Source organism: Gordonibacter sp. RACS_AR49 (genome assembly GCF_030418435.1).
Classification (GTDB): Bacteria; Actinomycetota; Coriobacteriia; order Coriobacteriales; family Eggerthellaceae; genus Gordonibacter; species Gordonibacter urolithinfaciens.
Genome location: NZ_JAIUDM010000013.1, coordinates 62,571 through 85,613, shown reverse-complemented (window position 1 = coordinate 85,613; position 23,043 = coordinate 62,571). Strand labels below are relative to the sequence as shown.

Genomic DNA, 23,043 nt, shown 5'->3' with positions numbered 1-23,043 from the left:
GACCACGTGCTGAGGTGCTACCGGGCCGTCGGCTTCGACTACCGGGCGCTCGCGGGCTTCGGCCCTGCCGTGGGCAGCCTGCGCCCCGACTCGCTGGCCGCCGAGCTCGCGTTCATGGCGTTTTTGGCTCGCGCGGCCGCCGAAGCGGCGGGGGAGGACCCGGCGGCGTCCGAGCGCGCGTCGGAGCTGCTGCGCCAGTTCGCCCGCGAGCATGCGAACGCGTGGCTGCCGAGGGCCGCCCGCCTGCTGGCTGCCGGCGACGACGACCTCTACGCCCGCACGGCCGCTTTGGCCGCGGATGCGGTGGGGTCGATCGCCGAGTAGGCTGCCCCTCGCGAAAGGATCCCTGCCGGCGGCTCGCCGCGTGATGGCAGGTAGCCAAGAGGAAGGGAGCTCAGTCCTCGTTGGCGCTGCGGGCATTGCGCGCGAGCACCATGAGCTCCTGCTGGGAATGCACGCCGCACTTCGCGAAGATGCTGCGCACGTGCGTGCTCACCGTGTTGATGGATACCACGAGCTCGTCGCGGATGAACGGCCTGCTGCGGCCTTCCAGCAGCAGCACGGCTACGTCCGTCTCGCGATTCGTGAGTCCGTAGGCCGCCTGCAGCGTCCGGGCTTCTTGCAGGCAGGGCGGCGCGTCCGGCCTGCCTGCGCCGGATGTGCCCTCAAGGGGGTCTGAACCCTGCGTCGCATGCCCCTCGCTCGGGCGGCTGAACACCCAAGTGGGATTGAACCCAGTGACCATAGCAGCGAATATGACGGCGGCCATGAGCCCGATGGACACCTGCATCATGCCGTGCTCGTCCATCGATCCCATCACGTACAGCCCGATGATGCAGCCGGCAAAGATGCCGATCCCCTCGGCCAGCGCATAGGTGCCGAACAGCCGCAGCGCGCCGCCGTTCGAGCGGTGCAGGTGCTTGCAGATGCCTATCCAGCAGCCGAACTGCACGCCGAACATGCCCAGGAAGTTGATGGCGTAGGCCAGCATGCGCAGCTCGGGATTGCCGTAGTCGGCGAACAGGGGCAGATAGCTCAGCATGAACAACGGCAGACTCCAGCGGTAAGCCAGCGAGATGTTCAGGTAACGCGACATCCTCAGGCACAGCAGGAACATGACGAGCGAGAGCACGCAGGCGAACGAGAAGGGCAGCAGGTAGTGTGTGAAGCGGTCGCCGGTGAGCTCGGGCGTGGAGATGATGCGGAAGAAGGCCACCTGCACCCACGACACCACCACGAGCACTGCGAACGAGAGCAGCCCCTGCCGCCCGTCCGTCCACGGAGCATCCCGCCGCGCCGTGCAGGCCGGCGCGGCCGAGTCCGCGCGCCCGCGCACCGCGAAGAATGCCGAGGCGGCTATCATGACGGCAAGCGCTATGAAGAAGGGCTCGTGCCCCTGTTTCGTCAGCAGCAGCACGAAGTACAGCGCGAAGGCGAGCGTGAACGAAAGCGGCACGGCGAACTCCGTGTACGCCTCGTCGTAGGAACCGAGCCGTGCGCCCCACAGCGCCACGAACAGTGCGATGGCGAGGCCGGTGAGCGCACCTCCCACAGGGTAGAGCTGCCAGAATAGGCCGGGAAAGTCGGCCCAGGCCACCATGGTAACGTAGTTGCCCGCCACGGCGCACAGGAGCGCCAGCACCCCGACCGTGCGGCCGTGCAGCAGCCGGTCGGGCGCCGGGTGGAACCGAGCTGCCACGATCCCCGCCAGGCCTCCGAGCGCCTCGAACAGTCCGCTGACCATCCACACGTGCTCCAGATTGTACACGGTTGTCACGCCGACGGGCGAATTCTCGTAGCTCGCCAGGCCGCAGCCGAACAGGCTGCAGAACACCCAAGCGAGAAAGAGCGCGAAACCGAGGGTCTCACGCAAGTAGAGCGATTTGTAGCGGACGCAGTATTCTCTCATGTTTCCTCCCGGCGAAGATTATAGGGCACCGGTCCCGGTGCCCTGACGGGAACCATTGTCTGACAATGAAGGTAATGATTATGTGAACAGGCGCGATGCAAAATATCACTCGATCAGGTGAGGTGAAAAACACGGCTTGTTCGCAACAAAATCCCTCGACTAGGTGATGTGCCCGTCTTCCTGCTCTCCTAGACTCTGCGTTCGGAAGACCCCGAATGTCTTAGGAGGAAGAAGAATGGGGGAAACGAACATTGATCGACGCACGTTCGTCGGAGCGATGGGTGCGCTTGGCGCGCTCTCGCTCGCGGGCGCAGGCCTGGGAGTGCAGCCTCGGGTGGCAATTGCGGCAGACACGGCGTTCCCGGAGCCGACAACCGGCAAGCCTATCGAGGCGAAGGTGGATCCGAAGACCGGCGAGGTGAGCGTCAACGAGGACGTCATCGTGCGCTACTCGGGTTGCGTGGGCTGCTACAGCTCGTGCGGCAACCGCGTGAAGCTCGACCGTGCCACCGGGCGCGTGCTGGGCGTGGGCGGCAACCCGTACAACCCTGCGTGCGCGTATCCGTACCTGAATCACGAGGAGCCGCTCGAGGAAGCGTACCGCTCGATGAGCTACGCACACGGCAAGGGCAATCAACTCCATGGCACCGTGTGCGGCCGCGGCAACGGCACGCTCGACGCCGTGAGCCAGCCCGACCGCATCACCGTGCCGCTCAAGCGCGCCGGTGCCCGCGGCGAGGGCAAATGGAAGGCCATCGGCTGGGACCAGCTTATTAAGGAAGTTACGGAGGGCGGCAAGCTGTTCGCCGAGATCGGCGAGGATCGCGACATCGAGGGCTTCAAGGCGCTCTGCGATACCAAGACGCCCATGAACCCCGAACAGCCCGACCTCGGCCCCGTGTCGAACCAGCTTGTCATGCTCGGCGGTCGCGCCGACGGCCGCGGTGCGTTCAGCAGCCGCTTCGCCGCGACGTTCGGCACGCTCAACCAGTACGGCCACGTGTCGAGCTGCGCCGGCGCCAACGGGGCCGGATCGCTTCTGCAAGAAGCCGTGAACACTATGATGCCCGACCCGGAAGAGGCCGAGTACGCGCTGTGGTTCGGTGGCTTCCCTGGTGCGAGTGGCATCAACTTCCAGAGCTCGGCCAAGCGCACTACGAAAAACCTTGCTGCCGGCAAGCTCAAGATCGACGTTATCGATCCCACGCTTGCAAACGGTGCGGTCACGCCCACCATTCCCGGCATCAACTGGGTGCCCATCAAGCCGGCCACGAACGGCGCGTTCGCCTCGGCCCTCACGCGCAGCATTATCGACAACAAGCGCCACAACGCGCAGTTCCTCGCGTTCCCGAACCAGGAGGCGGCGGTGGCGGGTGGCTACGCGTCGCACACGAACGCCAGCTACTTGGTTATCGTGGACGAGTCCCATCCGAACTTCCGCAAGCTCATGCGCGCGGCGGACGCCGGCATTGAGGTGCCGGACGTCAAGGATAAGACCGGCAAGCCTGTCGAGCAGTACGTGGTCATCGACGCAGCCACGAACGCGCCCAGCGCGCATTCGCAGAGCGCCGCGGGCGTGCTCGAGTACGAGGGCGAGGTCAACGGCGTGAAGGTGCGCACGGGCTTCCTCATGCTCAAAGACACGGTGAGCGCCTACACCATGGACGAGTACGCCGAGATCACGGGCATCCCGGTAGATGAGCTTGAGCGCATCGCGTACGAGTACACCGACCATGGCGTGAAGACGAGCATCTGGGCCAACGGCGGCTCCTGCATCGCGGTCAACGGTTTGGACGCCTCCATGGGCACGGTGGCACTGCGCGCCCTCATCGGATCGAACCAGATGACCGGCGGCAACGTGCCGTACAGCATGACGCCCGTGGCCATGGGCAACGGCGCCCGCTACAAGCTGGGCGACATTGCGGGCAAGCCCGACGTGTCGGCCAAGAACGCCGCCGCCATCTCCCGTACCGGTAAGGCGTGGGAGACCACGGCCGAGTACAAGAATCGCGTGGCGGCCGGCGAGAAGGATCCCACCCCTGCGCTGCCTTGGTATCCCAACGCGCCGCTTTCCGACGCACAGACGCTCATGTCTATCGTCAACCGCTATCCCTATCAGGCGAAGATCCTCACCACGTGGATGAACAACGTGCTGCAGGCCACGCCGGGTGCCATGCGCGACGAAGTGATCGAGCGCTTCAAGGACCCGGAGTACGTGCCGCTGCACATCGCATGCGACCTGGTGGTGGGCGAGGGCACTCAGTACGCCGACTACATCGTGCCCGATGTGAGCCAGTACGAGAGCTTCGGCGTGCCTCAGGTGGGCACCGCCTTCACCGGGTACGGCTCCACGGTGCGCTGGCAGGTGAAGGTGCCCGAGAGCATCGAGCTGGCCGACGGACGCCATGCCAGCTGGGAGGCATTCCTCACAGATGTGGCCAAGGCATGCGAGCTGCCCGGTTGGGGAGAGGGCGCTATCAAGGATGTCGACGGCAACGCCTGGCCGCTCAACGACGCGTGTGACTACTACTTGAAAGCAGTGGCGAACCTTGCCTATGGCGAGACGCCGGTGGAGGACCTCTCCGCCGAGGAAGCGCACCTGCAGGGCCTCGATGAGCTGCCCGAGGCGTTTGCAGCCGCGGTGTCGGAGGCGGAGTGGCCGAAGGTGCAGAGCGTGCTCTCGCGCGGCGGGCGCTACTGGCCTATGTCCTACATCTACGGCGATGACGGCCGCAGCAAGTGGTACAAGGACAACTACCGTGCCTTCGTGTACAGCGAGAAGCGCGCGCTAACGAAGAACTGCTATTCTGGTGAGCGCCTGCCCGGCACGCTGCACTATCGTCCCCAAACGTTCAGCGATCTGTCGCGCATGACCGACCGGTTCTCGACCGAGGAATTCCCCTTCACAGCCTCCGAGCACAAGCCCCGCTTCCGCTCGGTGTCGATGCTGGCGAACAGTCCCATCATGCGCGATTTGTGCGATCACAACTACGTTGAGATCAACGAGGAGGACGCCGCCGCCCTCGGCATTGCCGACGGCGACACGGTGAAGATCACGAACCCCTTGGGAGATGTGAGCACGGGCGAGGCCATGGTGCGCGCTGGTCAGGTGAAGGGCGCGTTCAGCTCGTCGTTTGGCTACGGGCACCGAGCCTACGGCGCCCAGGATGTCGAGGTGGATGGCACGCTGGTGAAGGGCAATCCCGCCATCGCCACCGGCACCTTCGTCACCACGATGCTTGACCCCACCGTCACGGTGGACGGCGTGATGGGCATCATCGCCGACAACGACGCCTCGTGCCCCGGGCGCTCCGGCGGCATGTTCAAGATCGAGAAAGCGTAAGGAGGACCTACCATGAGCAAACAGAGATTGGGCATGGTCGTTGACCTCGCGCTCTGCATCGGCTGCAATGCGTGCGCGGTGGCCTGCAAGCAGGAGAACGACGTACCCCTCACCAAATTCAACACGTGGGTGGAGAGCTGGGATGTTGACGACGGCGGACGCATCAGCCGCGCCAATTTGCCCAAGCTGTGCAACCACTGCGAGAACCCGGCGTGCGTGAGCGTGTGCCCGACCGGCGCCAGCTACGTTGCCGACGACGGCACGGTGCAGATCGACGTGAGCAAGTGCATCGGCTGCAAATACTGCATGGCCGCCTGTCCCTTCGGCGTGCGCTACACCAACGACGAGACGGGCGATGTGCACAAGTGCACGTTCTGCCACCACCGCACGGCAAACGGCCTGCTGCCCGCTTGCGCAGGAACGTGCGTCACCCACGCGCGCCTGTTCGGCGACTTGAACGATCCGGAGAGCGACGTATCCAAACGGCTTGCCGAGGCGGACGACGCCCAGGTGCTCTTCGCCGATATGGGCATGAACCCGTCGGTACACTACCTGGGCTTGGACAAGATGATGGGCATGGAGCGCGTGAGCGCCGTGCATAAGGGCGGCAACGTGAAGACGCCCTACGAGGGGAGGCAGTAAATGGTTTGGGACGGCATAGTCGCCTGCGACTTGTTCTTCGCTGGCATGGGTGCGTGGACGTTCGTGTTCGCGGTGCTGGCTGCGGGCAGGGATGACGCGTCGAGGAAGGCAAAGCTAGCGGGCGTGGCGGTGGCGTTCGTCGCCGTGGCGCTCGGCGCGCTCATCTTGGCGGTCGACGCGCGCGGGGGTCTGTTGAACCCGCTGCGCTACTTCAACCTGCTGGGCAACTTCGGATCGGTCATGACCTGGGGTGTGGTGCTCATCAGCCTGTTTTTGGTGGGTGCGTTCGTCTGTGGCGTGTTGCTGGTGCTGAAGCGCAACGTGCCGCGCGCGTTGGAGGTGGTGACGGCCGTGTTGGGCGTGGGCGTGTCGTTGTACACGGGCGTGCTCCTGAGCACCGCGCCGGCGTTCCCGCTGTGGAATCTGGCTGTGCTGCCGGTGGCGTTCGTGGTATCGGCAGCCTACACGGGCTACGCCGCCTACGCGCTGGCAGCTCGCTTTACGCTGCCGAGCGGCACGGCGCTGCCTGCTTGGACGGGCAAGGTGGCGCTCGTGCTGCCCGTGCTCGAGGTAGTGGCGCTCGTGGCACTTCTGGTGGTGGTGTCCGCTACGACGGGCAGCGCGGCTCCGTTCGCAACCCAGTCGGTAGCGAACCTGCTCACCGGCAGCAACGCCGTTGTGTTCTGGGGCGGGGTTGTGGCTGTGGGCCTCGTGGCGCCGTTTGCCCTAGCCCTCGTGCGCACCCGCAAGGGTGAGGCGGCTCCCAGCTGGTTTGGCGTCGCCGAGGCCGCGTGCATCCTGGTGGGTGGCTTCGCGTTCCGCTACGCCGTCATCATGGCCGCCGTGCCGATGTTCGCCTAAGGCGACTGGAGTATGGCTGACCCGATGCCGAGCATGAAGGATGCGCTGAAGGCGTGCTCGCCCGAAGAGCTGCGAGGCTTCGCCGTCGTCGCCGAGGCCTGCGCCGAGGCGTTCCTGAACGAGCCCTCCGCGCAGATCGTGGACGACGTGGCCCGCGTGGCGCGGGCGCTCGGCGACGGCCGCCTCGACGGCGTCGTTGCCGACGAGGCGCTGCGGCAGCGCTACAGCGAGCGCTTCTTCGTGCCGACGGGCCCGCTCTACGTGCCGCTCTCCGAGTGCAGCGTGCGCGGCGCGGCCGAGGAGGAGGGCCGCGTGCGGTACGCGCCCGTCTCGGGCGCCCGGGCCGACCACGTGCTGAGGTGCTACCGGGCCGTCGGCTTCGACTACCGGGCGCTCGCGGGCTTCGGCCCTGCCGTGGGCAGCCTGCGCCCCGACTCGCTGGCCGCCGAGCTCGCGTTCATGGCGTCCCTCGCCCGCGCGGCCGCCGAAGCGGCCGGGGAGGACCCGGCGGCGTCCGAGCGCGCGGCGGGGCTGCTGCGCCAGTTCGCCCGCGAGCATGCGAACGCGTGGCTTCCGAGGGCCGCCCGCCTGCTGGCTGCCGGCGACGACGACCTCTACGCATCCGCGGCCGCTTTGGCCGCGGATGCGACAGGGGCACTCGCTCGATAATGCGAGCGCCCCTGCGGGCGCCGGCAAGCGCACTATCCAAGGGGCCGCCGTGGCGGTCGCTGCTGCTGGGGAGGGTGCTCGGATATCGGCATCGAGCGCCGACAGTTAAAAGGGCGTGCAGATACGCGGTTTCCAGGCGCTCTGCCGTATTGTTGCCGTCATCCCCCATTCGCGCACATCCCTGTTGCTCTTTTGTTGCATATGATTTCTTAGAATAACTGCATGGTATGCATATGGGCGAAGGAGTATAGATGAAGAGGTTTGGAAGAGCTGCGCTGGGAGCGCTGCTGGCATGTTCGCTTGTGCCGATATCGGCTGGTGCAGCAGTGGCTGACGAGGCTGCTGATTCCCCGAATGCGTCTTTCGCGCCGGGAACGTATGTCGAGCACGAGGCTATTGCCTATGTGATCGACAATGGGGTGCGGATGTTTTCTCTCGGCAACGATCTGATCGATAACGCTGAAGGCCTCATGGACATCGATGCGGATACGGCCACCGAGGCGCTGGGGGACGACCTAGGCGGAGACGGCGCTCGCGCGGCTAGATCGCGCTCGGCAGACAATGCACGGCAAACCGCCGCAGGACGGTTGGTGCTGGTTAGAGACGAGAGCAAGACCGCCGAGCAGCTCATCGCCGAGTTGGAAGCCGATGAGCGCGTGGTGTTTGCAGAGCCAAACGCAATCGTGGAATCCGGCGACGTCGATACTAAGGCAGCCGCAAGCGGCACCGCCGTCGAGTCGGCAGAAGAGGTCGAGTATAGCGCGCAACAAACTACACCCAATACTATTGCCGAGCCCACGGTAGAGGCTGCGGACGGCGAAGAGGGAAATGCAATCGATGGAAGCGACGCGCTTGCAGCCGAAGGCGGCGAAAGCGATAAGCAAAGCGCAGCTCCTTCCGGGATCGTTCTTGGTCAGGACAAAAGCGATCCCGCCACCGATATCAACAGCTTCGTTTGGGGTTTCGATAACGATGGCCGTATGGGCGGCATATCGCAGGACAAGGCTGTCGATATGTCCTACGGCAATTGGAATAACCGAAAGGCGGCCGAGCAGTTAAGAGAAGTCGTCGTGGCTGTTATTGACGGGGGCGTGGATGCGACGAACCCTGATTTAGGGCCGGTCATGTGGGACGAAGGGCTAACTTCTGGGATTGTGCAAACAGGCAAAGAAGACGAGCACGGCTTTGCCGTCGTCGCTGATGCGAGCACCTCCTCGACAAAAGGCCTTGATGGCTATCATGGCACGCATGTGGCGGGCACTATAGGAGCTGCATGGGATGGCGCAGGCATCTCGGGTCTTGCAGGGAACGTGAAGCTTATGGCAGTCCGCCATAACGATACTCTTTCGGGAATGTTGGAGTGTTTCGATTATGTAAGCCGTGCTTGCGATGCCGGTGTCGAGGTACGGGTGGCGAACAATTCATGGGGATTCGGCCAGGCTCAACTGCGCTCGATCAATCTTGCTGTGACGGAAATCGGGCAGCAGGGCGTGGTGAGCATATTCGCGTCGGGTAACTCGGCGTTCGATAATGACGCAGCGGCTAGTACGGCGGGGGTTTTGGCTGATAATCCGTATGCGGTGGTCGTCGATGCCATCGAGGCGACGGGAAAGCCAACTCAATTCACCCAGTTCGGCGAGACGACGACCGATGTGATGGCGCCTGGTGGAACCATTCTGTCCACCTATGCAACCGGCGGTCCGGATGCTACGGCGAGTCCGCAATATCTGGGCGAAGAGGATAACGAAGCGGCTCTATATGAAAGCTTCGATGAAGAAAGCCATTGTTCCAGTGGGGTTGATATGAGCGGTTTTTCTTCGTTCGCCACTGGTTCTGCTGCGGTCGGCACGTGCGAAATTGTCGGCGACAGCTATCGCTTCGATGGTGCAAGGGCCCTAGCTCTCTCCTACAGTCCCGAGTCTGCGGAAGCGGGCAATCTCGCCGTTGCCGAAAGCGGTGCGGTCGATCTTTCAGGACTTGCCGAAAAGCCTACGCATTTAAGCATTCGCTATGCGGGCACCGCTGAAGTCGATTCGGTTGCGACGCGGCTTGTGGTTGGCGTGAAAACGGTCGTTGACGGTGACGGTGATGACGGGTGGGCGGAATTACCCGTAACGGGAGATGCCTTCGGTATGGGAGGCGATGCGTGGGCAGGCTTATCGGGACAGCTTCCGGAAGATGTCGATTGGGAGCATTTTCAAATAAAGATAGGCTTCGCCATAGTCGAGTTCTCTATGGTCGGCGGCGTGACGAGCCTGGGATCGTATGTACCGGGCACTGTTCTCGTTGACAGCATAGGCCTAGGCAGCGACCTGGTTCCCTATACGTATATGCAGGGTACTTCCATGGCTTGCCCGGCGGTAGCGGGCGCTGCGGCAGTGATTGCCGGACAGGGCTTGGACGGCGTAGGCTCAGCCGATATGGCAAAATCTGCCGAGAAGCTGGCAGCGTTGGTGAAAGGCGCCGCCGAACCCGATGAGCGCTACGATGGCATGTGCTCGACGGGCGGGTATGCGACGGTTGACGGCGCGGCGAACCCCGGTCCGGCCATCACCGAAGTCGTGGACAACGGAAGCTCGGTGGTTGTGCGCGGGTACTTCATGCCGCAAGGAGGTACCGAGGTCTGGCTGGGCGATGCGGCAGCATCGGTGTCTGGGCGCATCGACTTGGGCGACGGTAAAGCCGAGCTGACCGTGCAAAAGCCCGAGGGGTTTGCGGGCGGTCAGACGGTCGTGCAGGTGAAAGCGAACGGCAAGCAAGCCAATCAACGGGCAGATCTGGGAAAACGTGCCGATACGGCGTATTACGACCAGACGAGCCTGCCTGTTCCCGACGAGTTGAGCACGTGGGGCTCCTGGCAGCTGGTAGGCTTCAACGGGGACGTGTACTGTCTGCCGCGCACGTCCTTGTTTGACTTTGATCAGACCCACGACCATCTGTTGCGCTACGATCCTGATGCGAAGACGTGGGAGAGGATTTCGCTTCCAGCCTCCACGGCTGACGGCGTTGCCGTACCGAGTGACGTTGTTGACATGTCGGGGGCAACGCTTGACGGTGCGCTTGTGCTGCAGTTGTCCAACGAGCAAAGCGCGGCGTTTGTTCGCTACACCGCCGATGGAGCATGGGAGTCCCTTGGCTTCAAATTCGAAAGCTTGGATGCTGCTCCACTCGCCCCCACTTTGGGAAGCGACGGCGAGCATCTGTATGTGTTCGGCGGTATGCATGGCGGCGACGACAGTGCAAAGGTGTTCCGCGCCGACCCCGCGTCGCGTATCTTTGAAGAAGCGGGAAAGCTTTCTATGGGACGTATTCGCCCCCAAGTGACGTACGGCAACGGTTCGTTCATGGTGTCGGGCGGCATTTCTGCAAGAATTCAGATGGGCGGCTTGCCTGGCGCGGAGCTGTTGAAGCCGCAGCAGGCCGATCTTGACTCCTCGGCAGAGAAGGGCGCTGCTGCAGGGTGGCTCGTGGGGACGCCGGTTGATTTTTCCTCGCTGGTAACCGAGACGGGTCAATTGGCCTATGCGTCAGGGGCTGTCGAGGACGGGTTCGCACTTGCTGGCCCGGTAAGCAAAGACGGCAAGGCCGACACGTATCTGCTTTCCGAAGGCGAGGCGCCTTCGGTGACGGCGTACGAAAAGAAGGCTTCCCAACAGGCGTTGCTCGCTCCGGCAGCCACGGCATATCGTGACCGTTTCTATGTGCTGGCGGGATCGCAGGACAATCCGTATCGCGTGTTCTGCGCAACGGCCATGAAGACGGTTTCCCAGCCGGGCGATGCGGCGGTTCCTCCGAAACCTGGTCCGGATCCAACGCCGACCCCTGATCCGATTCCTGTACCTGACGTTCCCGGCGATGCTTCGCACGGCGCCAAGCCCGAGCAGCTTGTGCGAACGGGCGATCAGCTCGAGACGGCTCCGCTCGCCCTTGCCGCGCTTGCCGCCGCGGTGGTGCTTGGCGGTTTGGCGGTTCGCCGTTGGGGCCGTAAGGAACAATAGAGTTCGTGGGGCGAAGCGGGTCGAAAGGTCGAGGGCCCGCTTCGCCCCTTTTCGGTGTGTCGCGAACGGCATTGGGGCGTTCCGGTCGATTGCTCCTTCGGGGGCTCGGAGGCTGGCATAACTGCATATTTCTTGCCGAAACACCGAAAATACTGCAAACTGCACTCCTAATCATCGAAAAAGTCGTATACTAGCTTTTAACCTTTAAGGCGGTACGGAGAGACCGACAAGGTGCGCAGCATAGCTTTCCCAGGATAACGTGCGCCTTTGTCCCCGACGAAGGCGTTTTTTCGTATATGCTGCCCGAGCGGAAGGATGATTTTGAGCGAGATAGCGAACAAGCTCTTGGAGGGAACGTCGAAGCCCGCGCCCCGGCCGGCGGCGCTCGTGCTGGAGGACGGCGCGGCGTTCCGCGGCACGGCGTGCGGCGCGCCCGGAGAGGTGTACGGCGAGATCTGCTTCAACACGTCGCTCGAGGGCTACCTCGAGGTGATAACAGACCCGTCCTACGCCGGACAGATAATCACCATGACGTATCCGCAGATCGGCAACTACGGCGTGAACCCCGATGACGCCCAGGCGGGAGAGCCCGCGCTGCGCGGCCTCGTGGTGCGCGACATGTGCGCGGCGCCGTCGAACTGGCGCAGCGCGCAGAGCCTGCCCGACTACCTGCGCGAGCACGACGTCGTGGCCGTGGAGGGCGTGGACACCCGCGCGCTCGTACGCCACGTGCGCGACTGCGGCGCGCAGCGCGCGGTGCTCTCCACCGTCGACGTGGACGAGGCGAGCCTCTTGGCGAAGGTGCGAGCGAGCGAGCCCCTCGTGGGGCAGAACCTCGCCGCCACGGTGTCGTGCGAGAAGCCGTACGCCGTGGGCGCAGGCGACCTGCCTGCGAGCCATGCATTCGCCGTCGCGCCGGCCGCGTCCGTGCGCCACCGCGTGGTCGCCTACGACTGCGGCGCGAAGCGCTCCATCCTCCAGAACCTCGTGCGCTCGGGCTGCGAGCTCGCGGTCGTGCCGTGGGACACGCCGGCGGAAGAGGTGCTGGCCATGGAACCCGACGGCGTGTTCCTGTCGAACGGCCCCGGCGACCCCGAGGCCGTGGAGGGCACGTACTCCCAGGTGGAGAAGTTGCTGGGACAGGTGCCCGTGTTCGGCATCTGCCTTGGGCACCAGATGATCGCGAAGGCCGCCGGCGCCGGGATCGAGAAGCTCAAGTTCGGCCACCGCGGCGGCAACCATCCCGTGATGAACCTGCTCACGGGCCGCGTGGAGATCACGGCGCAGAACCACGGCTTCGGCCTTCTGTTCCCCAGCCTGGGCGCGCTCGTGCCGGAGCTCTCGGGCGGCTTCAAGGGCCACGAGGACGACCTGCGCTTCTGGGCGCGCTCCGGCATCGCGCCGGTCGTGGACAACGAGCGCTTCGGCCGTATCCGCCTCACGCACGTGAACCTCAACGACGGCACGGCCGAGGGCATCGCCTTCCTCGACATCCCCGCGTTCAGCGTGCAGTACCATCCCGAGGCCTCGCCCGGGCCCACCGACGCACACTACCTGTTCACCGCCTTCGGCCGCCTGATGGACGGCCGCGAGGACTACCTGGACATCGATATCGCCGCCGACCGCCTGGCCGGCTGGACGTTCGGCGAGCAGGCTGCCACCGTGGCGGGGGCCTCAACAAAGGAGCAGGGTTTCTGTGGTGGAGCAGATTGCCTTGAAGGTTCTGCGGCTGACGAGCTAAGCGGCCTTCGCGCCGCGTGCGAGCAGCCGCAGGTTCTGAAAGACAAGATGCCCGCCACAGGAAGCCGTCAGGCAGGAGGGGAGGACTAATGCCTAAGCGCACCGACATCGACACTATCCTCGTTATCGGCAGCGGCCCCATCGTCATCGGGCAGGCGTGCGAGTTCGACTACTCGGGCGCGCAGGCCTGCAAGGTGCTGAAGGCCGACGGCTACCGCGTGGTGCTCGTGAACAGCAACCCCGCCACCATCATGACCGACCCGGGCCTGGCCGACCGCACCTACGTGGAGCCCATCACGCCCGAGTTCGTGGAGCAGGTCATCGCCAAGGAGCGGCCCGACGCGCTTTTGCCCACGCTCGGCGGCCAGACCGGCCTCAACACGGCCGTCGACCTCGCGCGCGCCGGCGTCCTCGACAAGTACGGCGTGGAGATGATCGGCTGCGACCTGGCCGCCATCGAGCGCGGCGAGGACCGCAAGCTCTTCAACGAGTGCATGGCGGAGCTCGGCATCGAGACGTCGCGAAGCGGCTACGCCTACTCCCTGGCCGACGCCGAGGCCATCGTGGCCGAGCTCGGCTATCCCGTGGTGCTGCGCCCCTCGTTCACGCTCGGCGGCGCGGGCGGCGGCATCGCGCACGACCCGGCCGAGCTGCACGAGATCGTGGGCCAGGGCCTGGAGCTGTCGCCGGCCGGCGAGGTGCTCGTGGAGGAGAGCATCGAGGGCTGGAAGGAATACGAGATGGAGGTCATGCGCGACCATGCCGGCAACGGCATCATCGTGTGCTCCATCGAGAACTTCGACGCCATGGGCGTGCACACGGGCGACTCCATCACGGTGGCCCCCGCGCAGACGCTCTCCGACGTGGAGTACCAGCGCATGCGCGCCGCGTCGCTCGCCATCCTGGAGAAGATCGGCGTGGAGACCGGCGGCTCCAACGTGCAGTTCGCCGTCAACCCCGACAACGGGCGCATGATCGTGATCGAGATGAATCCCCGCGTGTCGCGCTCCTCGGCGCTCGCGTCGAAGGCCACCGGGTTCCCCATCGCGAAGGCGGCGGCGAAGCTGGCCGTGGGCTACACGCTCGACGAGATCGTGAACGACATCACGAAGGCCACCCCGGCGTGCTTCGAGCCGTCAATCGACTACTGCGTGGTGAAGGTTCCGCGCTTCGCGTTCGAGAAGTTCCAGGGCACCGATGACACGCTGTCCACGCGCATGAAGGCCGTGGGCGAGGTCATGGCCATCGGCCGCACGTTCGAGGAGGCGCTCGGCAAGGCCATGCGCTCGCTCGAGAACGGCCGTGCGGGCCTGGGCGCGGACGGGAAGGACGCCGGCCTGCCGGACGGCGAGGCGTTCGACGACCTCGTGGCGCGCCCCACGGCCGACCGCGTGTTCTACCTGGCCGAGGCGCTGCGCCGCGGCTGGACGGTGGAGCGCGTGTGCGCGGCCACCGGCATCGACCCCTTCTTCATCGCGCGCATGGCCGACATCGTGCGCGTGCAGGAGAACCTGCGCGGCATGCACCTCGACGAGCTGGATGCCGACGCGTTCCGCCTGCTCAAGCGCATGGGCCTCTCTGACGCGCAGATCGCGCACCTCACGGGCTCCGACGAGCTCACCGTGCGCACGTGCCGGAAGCTTCTGGGCGTGAGGCCGGCGTTCAAGACCGTCGACACCTGCGCGGCCGAGTTCCCCAGCTCCACGGCCTACCACTACAAGACCTACGACGCCGACGAGACCGAGGTTGCGCCGAAGACGCGCAAGCGCGCGATGATCCTGGGAGCCGGCCCGAACCGCATCGGCCAGGGCATCGAGTTCGACTACTGCTGCGTGCATGCGAGCTACGCGCTTGCCGAGGCCGGCTTCGAGACCATCATGGTGAACTGCAACCCCGAGACCGTGTCCACCGACTACGACACGTCCGACAAGCTCTACTTCGAGCCGCTCACGTTCGAGGACGTCATGGACATCGTGGACGTCGAGCGCCCGGACGGCGTGGTGGTCACGCTCGGCGGCCAGACGCCGCTCAAGCTGGCGAACGCGCTCGCGGAGGCGGGGGTGCCCATCATGGGGACCTCGCCGGAGGCGATCGACCTTGCCGAGGACCGTGACCGCTTCAGCGCCATCCTCGACGAGATGGCCATCACCTACCCGGCCGCCGGCATGGCCTCCACCTACCAGGAGGCCTGCGTCGTGGCCGACCAGATAGGGTTCCCCCTGCTCGTGCGCCCCAGCTACGTGCTGGGCGGGCGCGGCATGGGCATCGTTTACGACGGCGCGCAGCTGGAGAAGTACATGGCCGAGGCCGCGAAGATATCGCCCGACCATCCGGTGTACCTCGACCGCTTCCTCGAGGGGGCGGTGGAGGTGGACCTCGACGCGCTCTGCGACGGCGAGGCGGTGTACGTGGGCGGCGTGCTCGAGCACATCGAGATGGCCGGCATCCACTCGGGCGACTCGGCCTGCTGCACGCCGCCGTTCGCGCTGTCCGAGGCGCTGGTGTCGCAGCTGCGAAGCGTCGCGCGCGACCTGGCGCTGCGCCTGGGCGTGGTGGGCCTCATCAACATCCAGTTCGCCATCAAGGACCAGGTCATCTACATCATCGAGGCCAACCCGCGCGCCAGCCGCACCGTGCCGTTCGTGTCCAAGGCCACCGGCGTGCCGCTGGCGAAGATGGCCGCGCGCATCATGGCGGGCGAGAGGATCGCCGACCTGGGCCTGCCTCCCGACGACCGGCGCCTCGAGCACTACAGCGTGAAGGAAGCCGTCATGCCCTTCGGCCGCTTCCCCGGCGCGGACACGGTGCTCGGCCCCGAGATGAAGTCCACCGGCGAGGTCATGGGCATCGCCGGCAACTTCCCGGCCGCGTTCGCGAAGACGCAGCTGGCCATCAGCTACGCGCTGCCCGAAGGCGGCACCGTGTTCATCAGCGTGTGCGACCGCGACAAGCGCGCCATCGTGTCCATCGCGCGCGACATCGTGCGCCTGGGCTTCAAGGTGGTGGCCACGGGAGGCACGGCCCGCGCCCTGCGCGCGGCGGGCGTGGACTGCGAGGAAGTGAAGAAGGTGCACGAGGGCGCCCCCAACGTGCTCGACCGCATCGCCGCCGGCGAGATAGCGCTCATGATCAACACGCCGTTCGGCCATGCCACGCGCGCCGACGGCTACGAGCTGCGCCTCGAGGCCGTGAAGCACGGCGTGACCCACGTCACGAACCTGGCCGGCGCCCAGGCCATGGTTGCCGGCATGGAGATGGCCCGCGCGAACGGCCTGTCCGTCGTGGCCCTGCAAGACCTGCCCCAGTGGGGGTAGGGAGACGCGGATGACCTATTGCCGGCAGCTTCGCTCGTCAGCAGCTGCCGGCACCACGCATGGAGCTTGCCATACGGCACGATCGGTGGCAAGATATCTATAAAGATATCTTTAGGGAGGTGCGTGGATGTCAAGGATCGCCGACAAGGTAACGCAGCTTTGCGCCTGGGGCACGTCGCGTGCCGTCCGCATTCCCAAGGACATGTGCGAGCGCATGGGGATCGATGTGGGCGCGCGCTTGACGATGAGCCTCGGGCATGACGAGCGCGGCTCGTTCATGCTCGTTCGTCCCGAGGAAGCCGAGCATCGCGCCTATCGAGATATCCCCTATGTTTCCATGGACGAGCTTTTTGCGGGATACACGGGGGACTACCAACCAGGGGAATGCGATTGGGGCAAGGACGTGGGCGCCGAGGTGATTCCGTGATCCTCGAGCAAGGCGATGTCATCATGGTCGATTTCAACCCGTCGATCGGCCATGAGCCGGCAAAGATCCGTCCAGCTGTTGTGGTGAGCGGTTACGGTTTCAATTCGCGTGCGAACCTGGTTGCCGTCGTGCCGACAACCACCAAGGACAACGGGTACCCGCTTCATTTGCCTGTGAAGTGCTCAGGGCGCTCAATAGGCTTCGCTTGCGTGGAGTTGTTGCGGACCATAGACGTGGGGCGACGTGGGTACGAGTACCTCGGATGTGCGGACGATGAAACCGTGCGCACTATCCTCGCTTCCATTCGGGGAATGCTGGAGCTGCGTTGATCCTTAGCCCTCCAGGAACTCCGCGAGCAGGCGGTCGGGGTCTTCCAGGAAGCGGTGGAGGGCGTCCCATTCCATGGTCTGCTCGAGGCTTACGCGGCGCACCTCGTCCTCGAACTGGTAGATGACCGCTCCCGGCGCCGAGAGCAGGATGGGGGAGTGCGTGGCCACGACCAGCTGCGACCCCGCGTTGGCCAGCCGCACGATCTCGGCCAAAAGCGCCACCTGCCCCAGTTGCGAGAGCCCCGTCTCGGGCTCATCGAGCATGTAGAATCCCTCGCCGCCGAAGCGGCGCGACACGAGCGCGAGGATGCCCTCGCCGTGCGAGCGGGCGTGCAGCGACCGTCCGCCGAAGTAGCGTTGGTCGTCCTCGAGCGCGTCCATCTCCGATATGAGGTTGAACAGCGTGTCGGAGCGCACGAGGAAGCTGTCGCGCGGCCGGCAGATGCCCTTGAGCAGGCGCACGTGGTCGCAGAGCTCCGAATGGCCGTCGTACACGGAGAACGTGTAGTTGCGTGAGCCGCCCTCGGGGTTGAGGCCGTAGGCGATGCCCATCGCCTCGAGCAGCGTCGACTTGCCCGTGCCGTTCTCGCCGCAGAAGAATGTGATGCGTTGGCACAGGTCGAGATCATGCAGGCCCGCGATGGCCGGCACGTCGAACGGGTACACGTCCCGGCGGGGAACGCCTGCCCAGTCGATGGCGAGCGAGGTGACGAAGACGTCGTCGCGCATGGCCCGCTCCTTTCGCTCGTTTTCTCCCTCCTGCATGCTACCATAGCTTGGAAACGCCGATTTCAGGCCATGTGTGTGGTAGGCAGGAGGAGCGGGGATGGATGGCGTCGCCCCGCCCGTGTCGGGGCGTTCGCCGGATGGGGCGAGATCGTGTCGCTTTACGTCCTGCCGGAGCGTGCTGGGCGCGGCATCGGCTCGAAACTGCTCGATGTGGCCCTCGACGCGCTCGCAGCCGAGGGCTTCGAGCGCGCCTACCTCTGGGTGCTCGCCGATAACGTGCCGGCTCCTGCCTTCTACGAGCGGCGGGGGCTCCAGCTGCTCGAGCGCGAGAACGTCGACGAGATCGCGGGCGAGCTGTTGCGCGAGGCCTGCTATGCGAAGTCGCTCGGCTGAGCCATTGCTCCCACTCAAAGGGAACACCTGTTAGTAAAACCTATGAACTCGGATGCTGAAATGCCTAGTGCGCGATGAGGTTTGCTACACTGAACCAGTCTCATCGTTTCGCATGATTCCCTGACGAGGGCAGCCGTACCAGGATCGCAAAGACGGCGCGTTGCTTCACGGAAGGGAGTCTTCTCATGGCATGGATCGTTCTGGTGACTTCGGGCGTCTTGGAGGCGGTGTGGGCCACCGCGCTCGGACGGGCGGAGGGGTTCACCAAGCTCGTCCCGTCCCTCGTGTTCCTCGTCGCGCTCGTCATGAGCATGGCGGGGCTGTCGTACGCGGTCAAGTCGCTGCCGACGGGCACGGCGTACGCCGTCTGGGTGGGCATCGGCGCCTCGCTTACGGTCATCTACGGCATGCTCTCGGGAACCGAGCCCGTCTCGGTGGCGAAGGTTCTGCTCGTCGCAGGTCTCATCGCGTGCATCGTCGGCTTGAAGCTCGTCCACGACGCGGGGTGACGTCGGGCGATCCCTCGCATTCCCATCCTCGCGAGCGCATCCTCCTTTATACTGAGGTCGCAGGGCGCGCCGCGCCACGACGAGCCGAGGAGGTTTGCCTTATGGAAAACGAGCTGGCGTTTTCAACCCGCGACGAGTTCAGGGCATGGCTGTGCGACAACGGCGAGGCGGGCGGCGGCGTGTGGCTCGTGTTCGGCAAGCCCGGCGGCCCGAAGACGCTCAAGGCGTCCGAGGCGCTGGAGGAGGCGCTCTGCTTCGGGTGGATCGACGGGCGCATGCAACGCATCGACGATGCGTCCTACCGCAAGTACTTCGCGCCGCGCCGCGCGAAGAGCGTCTGGTCCGACAAGAACAAGGCGCTTGCGGTCGAGCTCGAGGAGCGGGGCCTCATGACCGATGCGGGCCGGCGCGCCATGGAGGCCGCCAAGCGAAACGGCTGCTGGGATGCCAAGAAGGCCCCGGACGTCACCGAGGACGACACCGCCGCCCTCGAAGCGCTCATCGCCGGCCACGAGCCGGCGGCCTCGAACTTCCAGGCCATGTCGCCCTCGGTGCGGCGCACCTACACGCGCGCGTACTTCGACGCCAAGACCGACGCCGGCCGCGAGAAGCGCCTCGCCTGGATGCTCGATCGCCTCGACCGCAACCTCAAGCCCATGTAGCAGGGGCCGCGCTCGCCGTGTCTTCGGCGTGCTTGGGGGGGGGCTTCGGCGATCAATCCTTCTTCGCTCTCGGCGGGCGGACGGACCCGCGCTTGATCCCGATGTCGAGCGCGGCCAGCGCGTCCAGCGCCTCATGGGCGGCGGCGTCCGCCTGCGCAGCGTCGAGGCCCCGTTCGTCGACGACCTCGCGCACGGCCGCCGCATAGTCGCGCCTGTGCCGCTCGTTCAGTTCGGTCCAGTTCACGTGCGCGAATTCGTCGGCCATCGCACGGTCGAAGGGCAGCCGCCCCTGCGCCATGAGCACGGTGATCACGGGGTAGCCCGCGTAGCCCTGCCAGTACGTGGCGCTGTCGTTCGACGAGTACACGGTGCCGTCCTCGCTCCACGCAACCGTGTACGCCTTCGCACCGTTCGACGAGGCCACCGACGCGCGCCGCTCCTCGGCGTCGAGCGCCACACGTCCGTCCGCCAGCGCGCTCCACGCCTCGAACACCTTCGCCAAAGGCGGCAGCTTCTCCATCATCGCTCCTTTCCTCGCTCCTGCTCGACGTATCCTGCCGAGGCAGTATACCCCGGCTCCCGAGGTATAACGCCGAAACAGGGTCGGCATGTCGAAAACGGGTTGGTTTGGCAATGGTTAACTTTGGATAACTTCGAAGGAAAAGAAGATCACCAGGGGTTTTGCTGGAGCTTGGGCTGTGAAACAGGATTCGAACCATGCCGAATTTGCCAAACCGCGCGTTTCCTGACATCTGGGCAAGAATTCGCGTCTGCCATTCCGAGCGGAGTCGGGGAGGGGTGGGAAGCAAGGCTCGTCGTTCTTCGACGGGCGCTCTACAGCATCCTTCGACTCTATGCTTTACAGTTCCGCCTAGGTTGAGAAGCTCGAATGCGAAGCCGCCTGACCGCGCTCATGGTAGAATGGCGAACCGAACCGCGGGCGGTCGAGCGTAAAGGGCCTCATATCCCTTTACGATGCTCGTGTGACCCTTATAGTACTGTACGCGCTCTTCGCGGCGGTGGGAGTCGCATCGAAGCTGGAAGCGGCAGGCTATCCAGTAGGAGGGGCTCCTCGTCGATGTGACGAGAGCGCCCTTTGATGATACGGATTCCTGATGGATGTTGTGACGCGCAGGCTCTTCGACCTGCGAAGATGCTCGATGACACGGATCGTGTCTTGTTGTTGCGCGCCGTGTCGTCCAAGCTGGGCATGAAAGGAGGCGCACCCTCATGGAACTTGGGGAGAAGCTCAAGACGCTGCGCGCCGAGCGCGGCCTGACTCAGGAGCAGCTGGCGGCCAAGCTCTACGTATCGCGCACGGCAGTGTCGAAGTGGGAGACGGGCGGCGGCTCGCCCAACCTCGACTCGCTGCAGGCGATAGCGCGCCTGTTCGATGTGTCGGTGGATGACCTCCTGTCCACTGATGATCTCATTGTGCTCGCGCGCGACGAGCGCCGCTCTTCGGCGCGCAGTAACGGCATGCTGTCGTTCGGCCTGCTCGATGTACTGATCGTTGCGTTCGCATTCCTGCCTCTGTATGGCGTTGACGATGGCTCGTTCGTGCGTATGGCAAGTTTGGCCGAGTACGGCGCGCCCGTGGGTTTCGGCATCTCGTTCGCCATCATGGCGGCGGGAATCATCGCACTCGCGCTCGTGGGGGCGGCAGAGATCGCGCTGGCTCTCGTGGCCGCGTGTAGGGTCTCGCGCGCTGTCGCCCTCACCGGGTTTGCGGTGCAGGCGGTGGCCATCCTTGGCTTCACGGCCGCCATGCAGCCCTACGCCGTCACGCTCATGTTCGTGCTCTTCTTGGCGAAAGTCATCCTCGGCTACCGGATCTTACGCACGTAGCGCCTGGTCGGGCGGTTGTGACACGCACCGCGTCGCCTTTGCAACGCATCGTGGCTTGCTGGCGGGCACCAGCAGTCGTTTCATGGGCACCAGCGAGGCCTGAAACAGGTTTCGCGTACTCTTGAGACGAAAGGACCCCTATGGAACCAACCGCTTTGGTGATGTGGCTGAACGCCGCGTTCGCCCTGTTCGACGCGACCGTCCTCGGCGCGCTCCACGCGCTCGCGGAGGCGGCGGGCTTCGCGCTCACGCCGCTGTTCGGGCTCGTGAGCCTTCTCGGCGAGAAGGGCGCATGCTTCTTCGCGCTGGCCCTCGCGCTCATGGCGTTCAGGCGCACGCGGCGCGTCGGCACGGTCATGCTCGTCGCCATCTGCCTAGGCGCGATCGCCTCGAACGTCGTGCTGAAGGATCTGATCGCCCGCCCGCGCCCTTTCGAGTCGTCCGGCCTCTACCTCGAATGGTGGCGATTCGCCGGCGCCGCGCCCGAAGACGGCTTTTCGTTCCCATCGGGCCACATGACGGCGGCTGCGGCGGCCATGTTCGCTCTCATGTTGGCGCGTCCGAGCTGGAAGACGGCGCTCGCAGGCTCGCTCGTCATGCTGCTCATGGGAGCCGCGCGCTGCTATCTCGTGGCGCACTATCCCTCCGACGTGCTGGCTGCGCTCGTCGTGGGAGCGCTCGCCGCCCTCGTCGCCCAGATCGTCGTCACGCGCGCCTTCTCGGCGTTCGACGCACGGGCACGTCGTTCCGCATCGAACGCGAAGGCCTGATCGTCGCGCGCCTGGCATCGTGGCATGTCCCGACGAGCGCGGACGCGCCCTCTGCAGGTTGTGCACGATCTGGATGGTGCGCGTAGCCGGAAACCACGCACCTGCTCGACGCTCGCATCGTCCACGAAAGGTCGTTTCTCTGCCGAAGGGTTTCGCTCACAATTCTGCTTATTGCAGTATAATGCGCTTGGTTCGCAGGGTGCGGCAGGGGGAAGCGGGAAGGAGGCCGAGCACGTGAAGGTTGCCGTCATCGGATACGCCAGTTCGGGGAAATCAACCTTCGCGCGCAGGCTGGGCGATGCGCTCTGCATTCCGGTGCAGCATCTCGACCAGGTGTTCTACACCTCGAATTGGCAGGAGCGTGATAAGGGAGAGGCGCGGGACCTTGCGGAGGCGTTCCTCGACGTCAACGATGCTTGGGTTGTCGACGGGACTTACCATAGGCTCGCCCTCGCGCGCCGGCTGGAGGCGGCGGACGTCATCGTGATCTTCGCTTTCCCGCGTCGCACCTGCTTGGTTCAAGCGTGGCGCCGCTCCCGCCGCTATGCGCATCGCGTTCGCCCCGATATGGCTGACGGCTGCATTGAGCGGCTCGACGCGGAGTTCGTTCTTTGGCTGGTTTGGAAAGGTCGCACGCGATCGCGTCGAAAGCGTTTAGAGGAGATCTGCCGCGATTATGCGGAAAAAGCGGTCGTCGTGAGGAGCCGCGACGAGGTGGAACAGCTTTTCTGCCGCCTCGCCGCATCGCCGACTTCGAACTGAGGCTGCGAAACGGGCTGGGCTCCCGTGGTCTTTTCCTTGGCATTTCGGCCTGTCAGATGCGTGCCCGGCCGCGCAGATGCTACAATCGGCCATCGGGAGACGAAGAACGCGCCGTCGGGCACAACCGCGGCGGCGCAC

Annotated in this window: 19 protein-coding genes and 1 riboswitch; of the genes, 16 read left to right on the top strand and 3 right to left on the bottom strand. The window is 65.1% G+C overall.

The annotated features are described in order from the left end of the window. On the top strand, positions 1-324 hold a 324-nt coding region (locus tag LB310_RS14950), incomplete at its 5' end, for a molecular chaperone TorD family protein (RefSeq protein ID WP_301155321.1). A 70-nt stretch (positions 325-394) separates the two neighbouring features. Here the strand turns inward: LB310_RS14950 and LB310_RS14945 are convergent. Continuing rightward, positions 395-1,909, bottom strand: coding sequence for a response regulator transcription factor (locus LB310_RS14945; protein ID WP_301155320.1), 1,515 nt, complete (start codon positions 1,907-1,909; stop codon positions 395-397). A 235-nt stretch (positions 1,910-2,144) separates the two neighbouring features. Between LB310_RS14945 and LB310_RS14940 the strand changes: the two genes are divergently transcribed. The 9 genes from LB310_RS14940 (at position 2,145) to LB310_RS14900 (ending at position 17,232) form a co-directional block, all read left to right on the top strand. Further along, positions 2,145-5,252: a molybdopterin dinucleotide binding domain-containing protein gene (locus LB310_RS14940; RefSeq protein ID WP_301155319.1), complete on the top strand. Its 3,108-nt coding sequence runs from the start codon at positions 2,145-2,147 to the stop codon at positions 5,250-5,252. Between the two features lie 12 nt (positions 5,253-5,264). Then, complete coding sequence (locus LB310_RS14935; RefSeq protein WP_301155318.1) at positions 5,265-5,894, top strand: 4Fe-4S dicluster domain-containing protein; 630 nt, start codon at positions 5,265-5,267, stop codon at positions 5,892-5,894. Beyond that, positions 5,895-6,755 carry an NrfD/PsrC family molybdoenzyme membrane anchor subunit gene (gene nrfD, locus LB310_RS14930; RefSeq protein ID WP_301155317.1) on the top strand — a complete coding sequence of 287 codons (861 nt, stop codon included), beginning with the start codon at positions 5,895-5,897 and terminating at the stop codon, positions 6,753-6,755. 12 nt (positions 6,756-6,767) lie between these two features. Beyond that, a complete protein-coding gene (locus tag LB310_RS14925) occupies positions 6,768-7,424 on the top strand; it encodes a molecular chaperone TorD family protein (protein ID WP_301155316.1) in 657 nt (218 codons plus the stop codon). A gap of 251 nt (positions 7,425-7,675) precedes the next feature. Next, positions 7,676-11,422, top strand: coding sequence for a S8 family serine peptidase (locus LB310_RS14920; RefSeq protein WP_301155315.1), 3,747 nt, complete (start codon positions 7,676-7,678; stop codon positions 11,420-11,422). 321 nt (positions 11,423-11,743) lie between these two features. Further along, positions 11,744-13,252 carry a glutamine-hydrolyzing carbamoyl-phosphate synthase small subunit gene (gene carA, locus LB310_RS14915; protein ID WP_301155314.1) on the top strand — a complete coding sequence of 503 codons (1,509 nt, stop codon included), beginning with the start codon at positions 11,744-11,746 and terminating at the stop codon, positions 13,250-13,252. After that, complete coding sequence (gene carB, locus LB310_RS14910) at positions 13,252-16,476, top strand: carbamoyl-phosphate synthase large subunit (RefSeq protein WP_301155313.1); 3,225 nt, start codon at positions 13,252-13,254, stop codon at positions 16,474-16,476. The genes carA and carB overlap by 1 nt, the downstream gene beginning before the upstream one ends. A 127-nt stretch (positions 16,477-16,603) precedes the next feature. Beyond that, positions 16,604-16,903, top strand: a complete 300-nt coding sequence (locus tag LB310_RS14905) for a hypothetical protein (RefSeq protein WP_123674619.1) — start codon at positions 16,604-16,606, stop codon at positions 16,901-16,903. Beyond that, entirely contained in the window at positions 16,900-17,232 is a 333-nt protein-coding gene (locus tag LB310_RS14900) for a type II toxin-antitoxin system PemK/MazF family toxin (RefSeq protein WP_301155312.1), read from the top strand. Before LB310_RS14905 ends, LB310_RS14900 begins: the two co-directional genes overlap by 4 nt. A gap of 3 nt (positions 17,233-17,235) precedes the next feature. Here the strand turns inward: LB310_RS14900 and LB310_RS14895 are convergent, their stop codons facing one another. Continuing rightward, positions 17,236-17,961 (bottom strand): AAA family ATPase, encoded by a 726-nt coding sequence (locus LB310_RS14895; RefSeq protein ID WP_301155311.1) that lies wholly within the window; start codon positions 17,959-17,961, stop codon positions 17,236-17,238. Between LB310_RS14895 and LB310_RS14890 the strand changes: the two genes are divergently transcribed. The 3 genes from LB310_RS14890 to LB310_RS14880 all read left to right on the top strand — a co-directional run bounded on the left by LB310_RS14890 (position 17,860) and on the right by LB310_RS14880 (position 19,525). Next, positions 17,860-18,354 (top strand): N-acetyltransferase, encoded by a 495-nt coding sequence (locus LB310_RS14890; RefSeq protein ID WP_087189716.1) that lies wholly within the window; start codon positions 17,860-17,862, stop codon positions 18,352-18,354. The genes LB310_RS14895 and LB310_RS14890 overlap by 102 nt on opposite strands. A 97-nt stretch (positions 18,355-18,451) precedes the next feature. Further along, positions 18,452-18,516, top strand: a riboswitch (guanidine-III (ykkC-III) riboswitch). A gap of 23 nt (positions 18,517-18,539) precedes the next feature. After that, positions 18,540-18,863 (top strand): multidrug efflux SMR transporter, encoded by a 324-nt coding sequence (locus LB310_RS14885; protein WP_301155310.1) that lies wholly within the window; start codon positions 18,540-18,542, stop codon positions 18,861-18,863. Between the two features lie 101 nt (positions 18,864-18,964). Next, positions 18,965-19,525, top strand: coding sequence for a YdeI family protein (locus LB310_RS14880; RefSeq protein ID WP_087189718.1), 561 nt, complete (start codon positions 18,965-18,967; stop codon positions 19,523-19,525). Between the two features lie 52 nt (positions 19,526-19,577). On the opposite strand, the gene LB310_RS14875 is transcribed toward LB310_RS14880, so the two are convergent. Then, the gene (locus LB310_RS14875; protein ID WP_301155309.1) at positions 19,578-20,048 is read right to left on the bottom strand and encodes a hypothetical protein; all 471 of its coding nucleotides are present in this window, start codon (positions 20,046-20,048) and stop codon (positions 19,578-19,580) included. 707 nt (positions 20,049-20,755) lie between these two features. Here LB310_RS14875 and LB310_RS14870 point away from each other — a divergent pair. From LB310_RS14870 to LB310_RS14860, 3 genes are all read left to right on the top strand, one after another. Continuing rightward, a complete protein-coding gene (locus tag LB310_RS14870; protein ID WP_301155308.1) occupies positions 20,756-21,373 on the top strand; it encodes a helix-turn-helix transcriptional regulator in 618 nt (205 codons plus the stop codon). Between the two features lie 140 nt (positions 21,374-21,513). After that, positions 21,514-22,143: a phosphatase PAP2 family protein gene (locus LB310_RS14865; RefSeq protein ID WP_087189721.1), complete on the top strand. Its 630-nt coding sequence runs from the start codon at positions 21,514-21,516 to the stop codon at positions 22,141-22,143. Positions 22,144-22,377: 234 nt separating this feature from the next. Further along, positions 22,378-22,905 carry a hypothetical protein gene (locus LB310_RS14860; RefSeq protein WP_301155307.1) on the top strand — a complete coding sequence of 176 codons (528 nt, stop codon included), beginning with the start codon at positions 22,378-22,380 and terminating at the stop codon, positions 22,903-22,905. Positions 22,906-23,043: the final 138 nt, after the last annotated feature.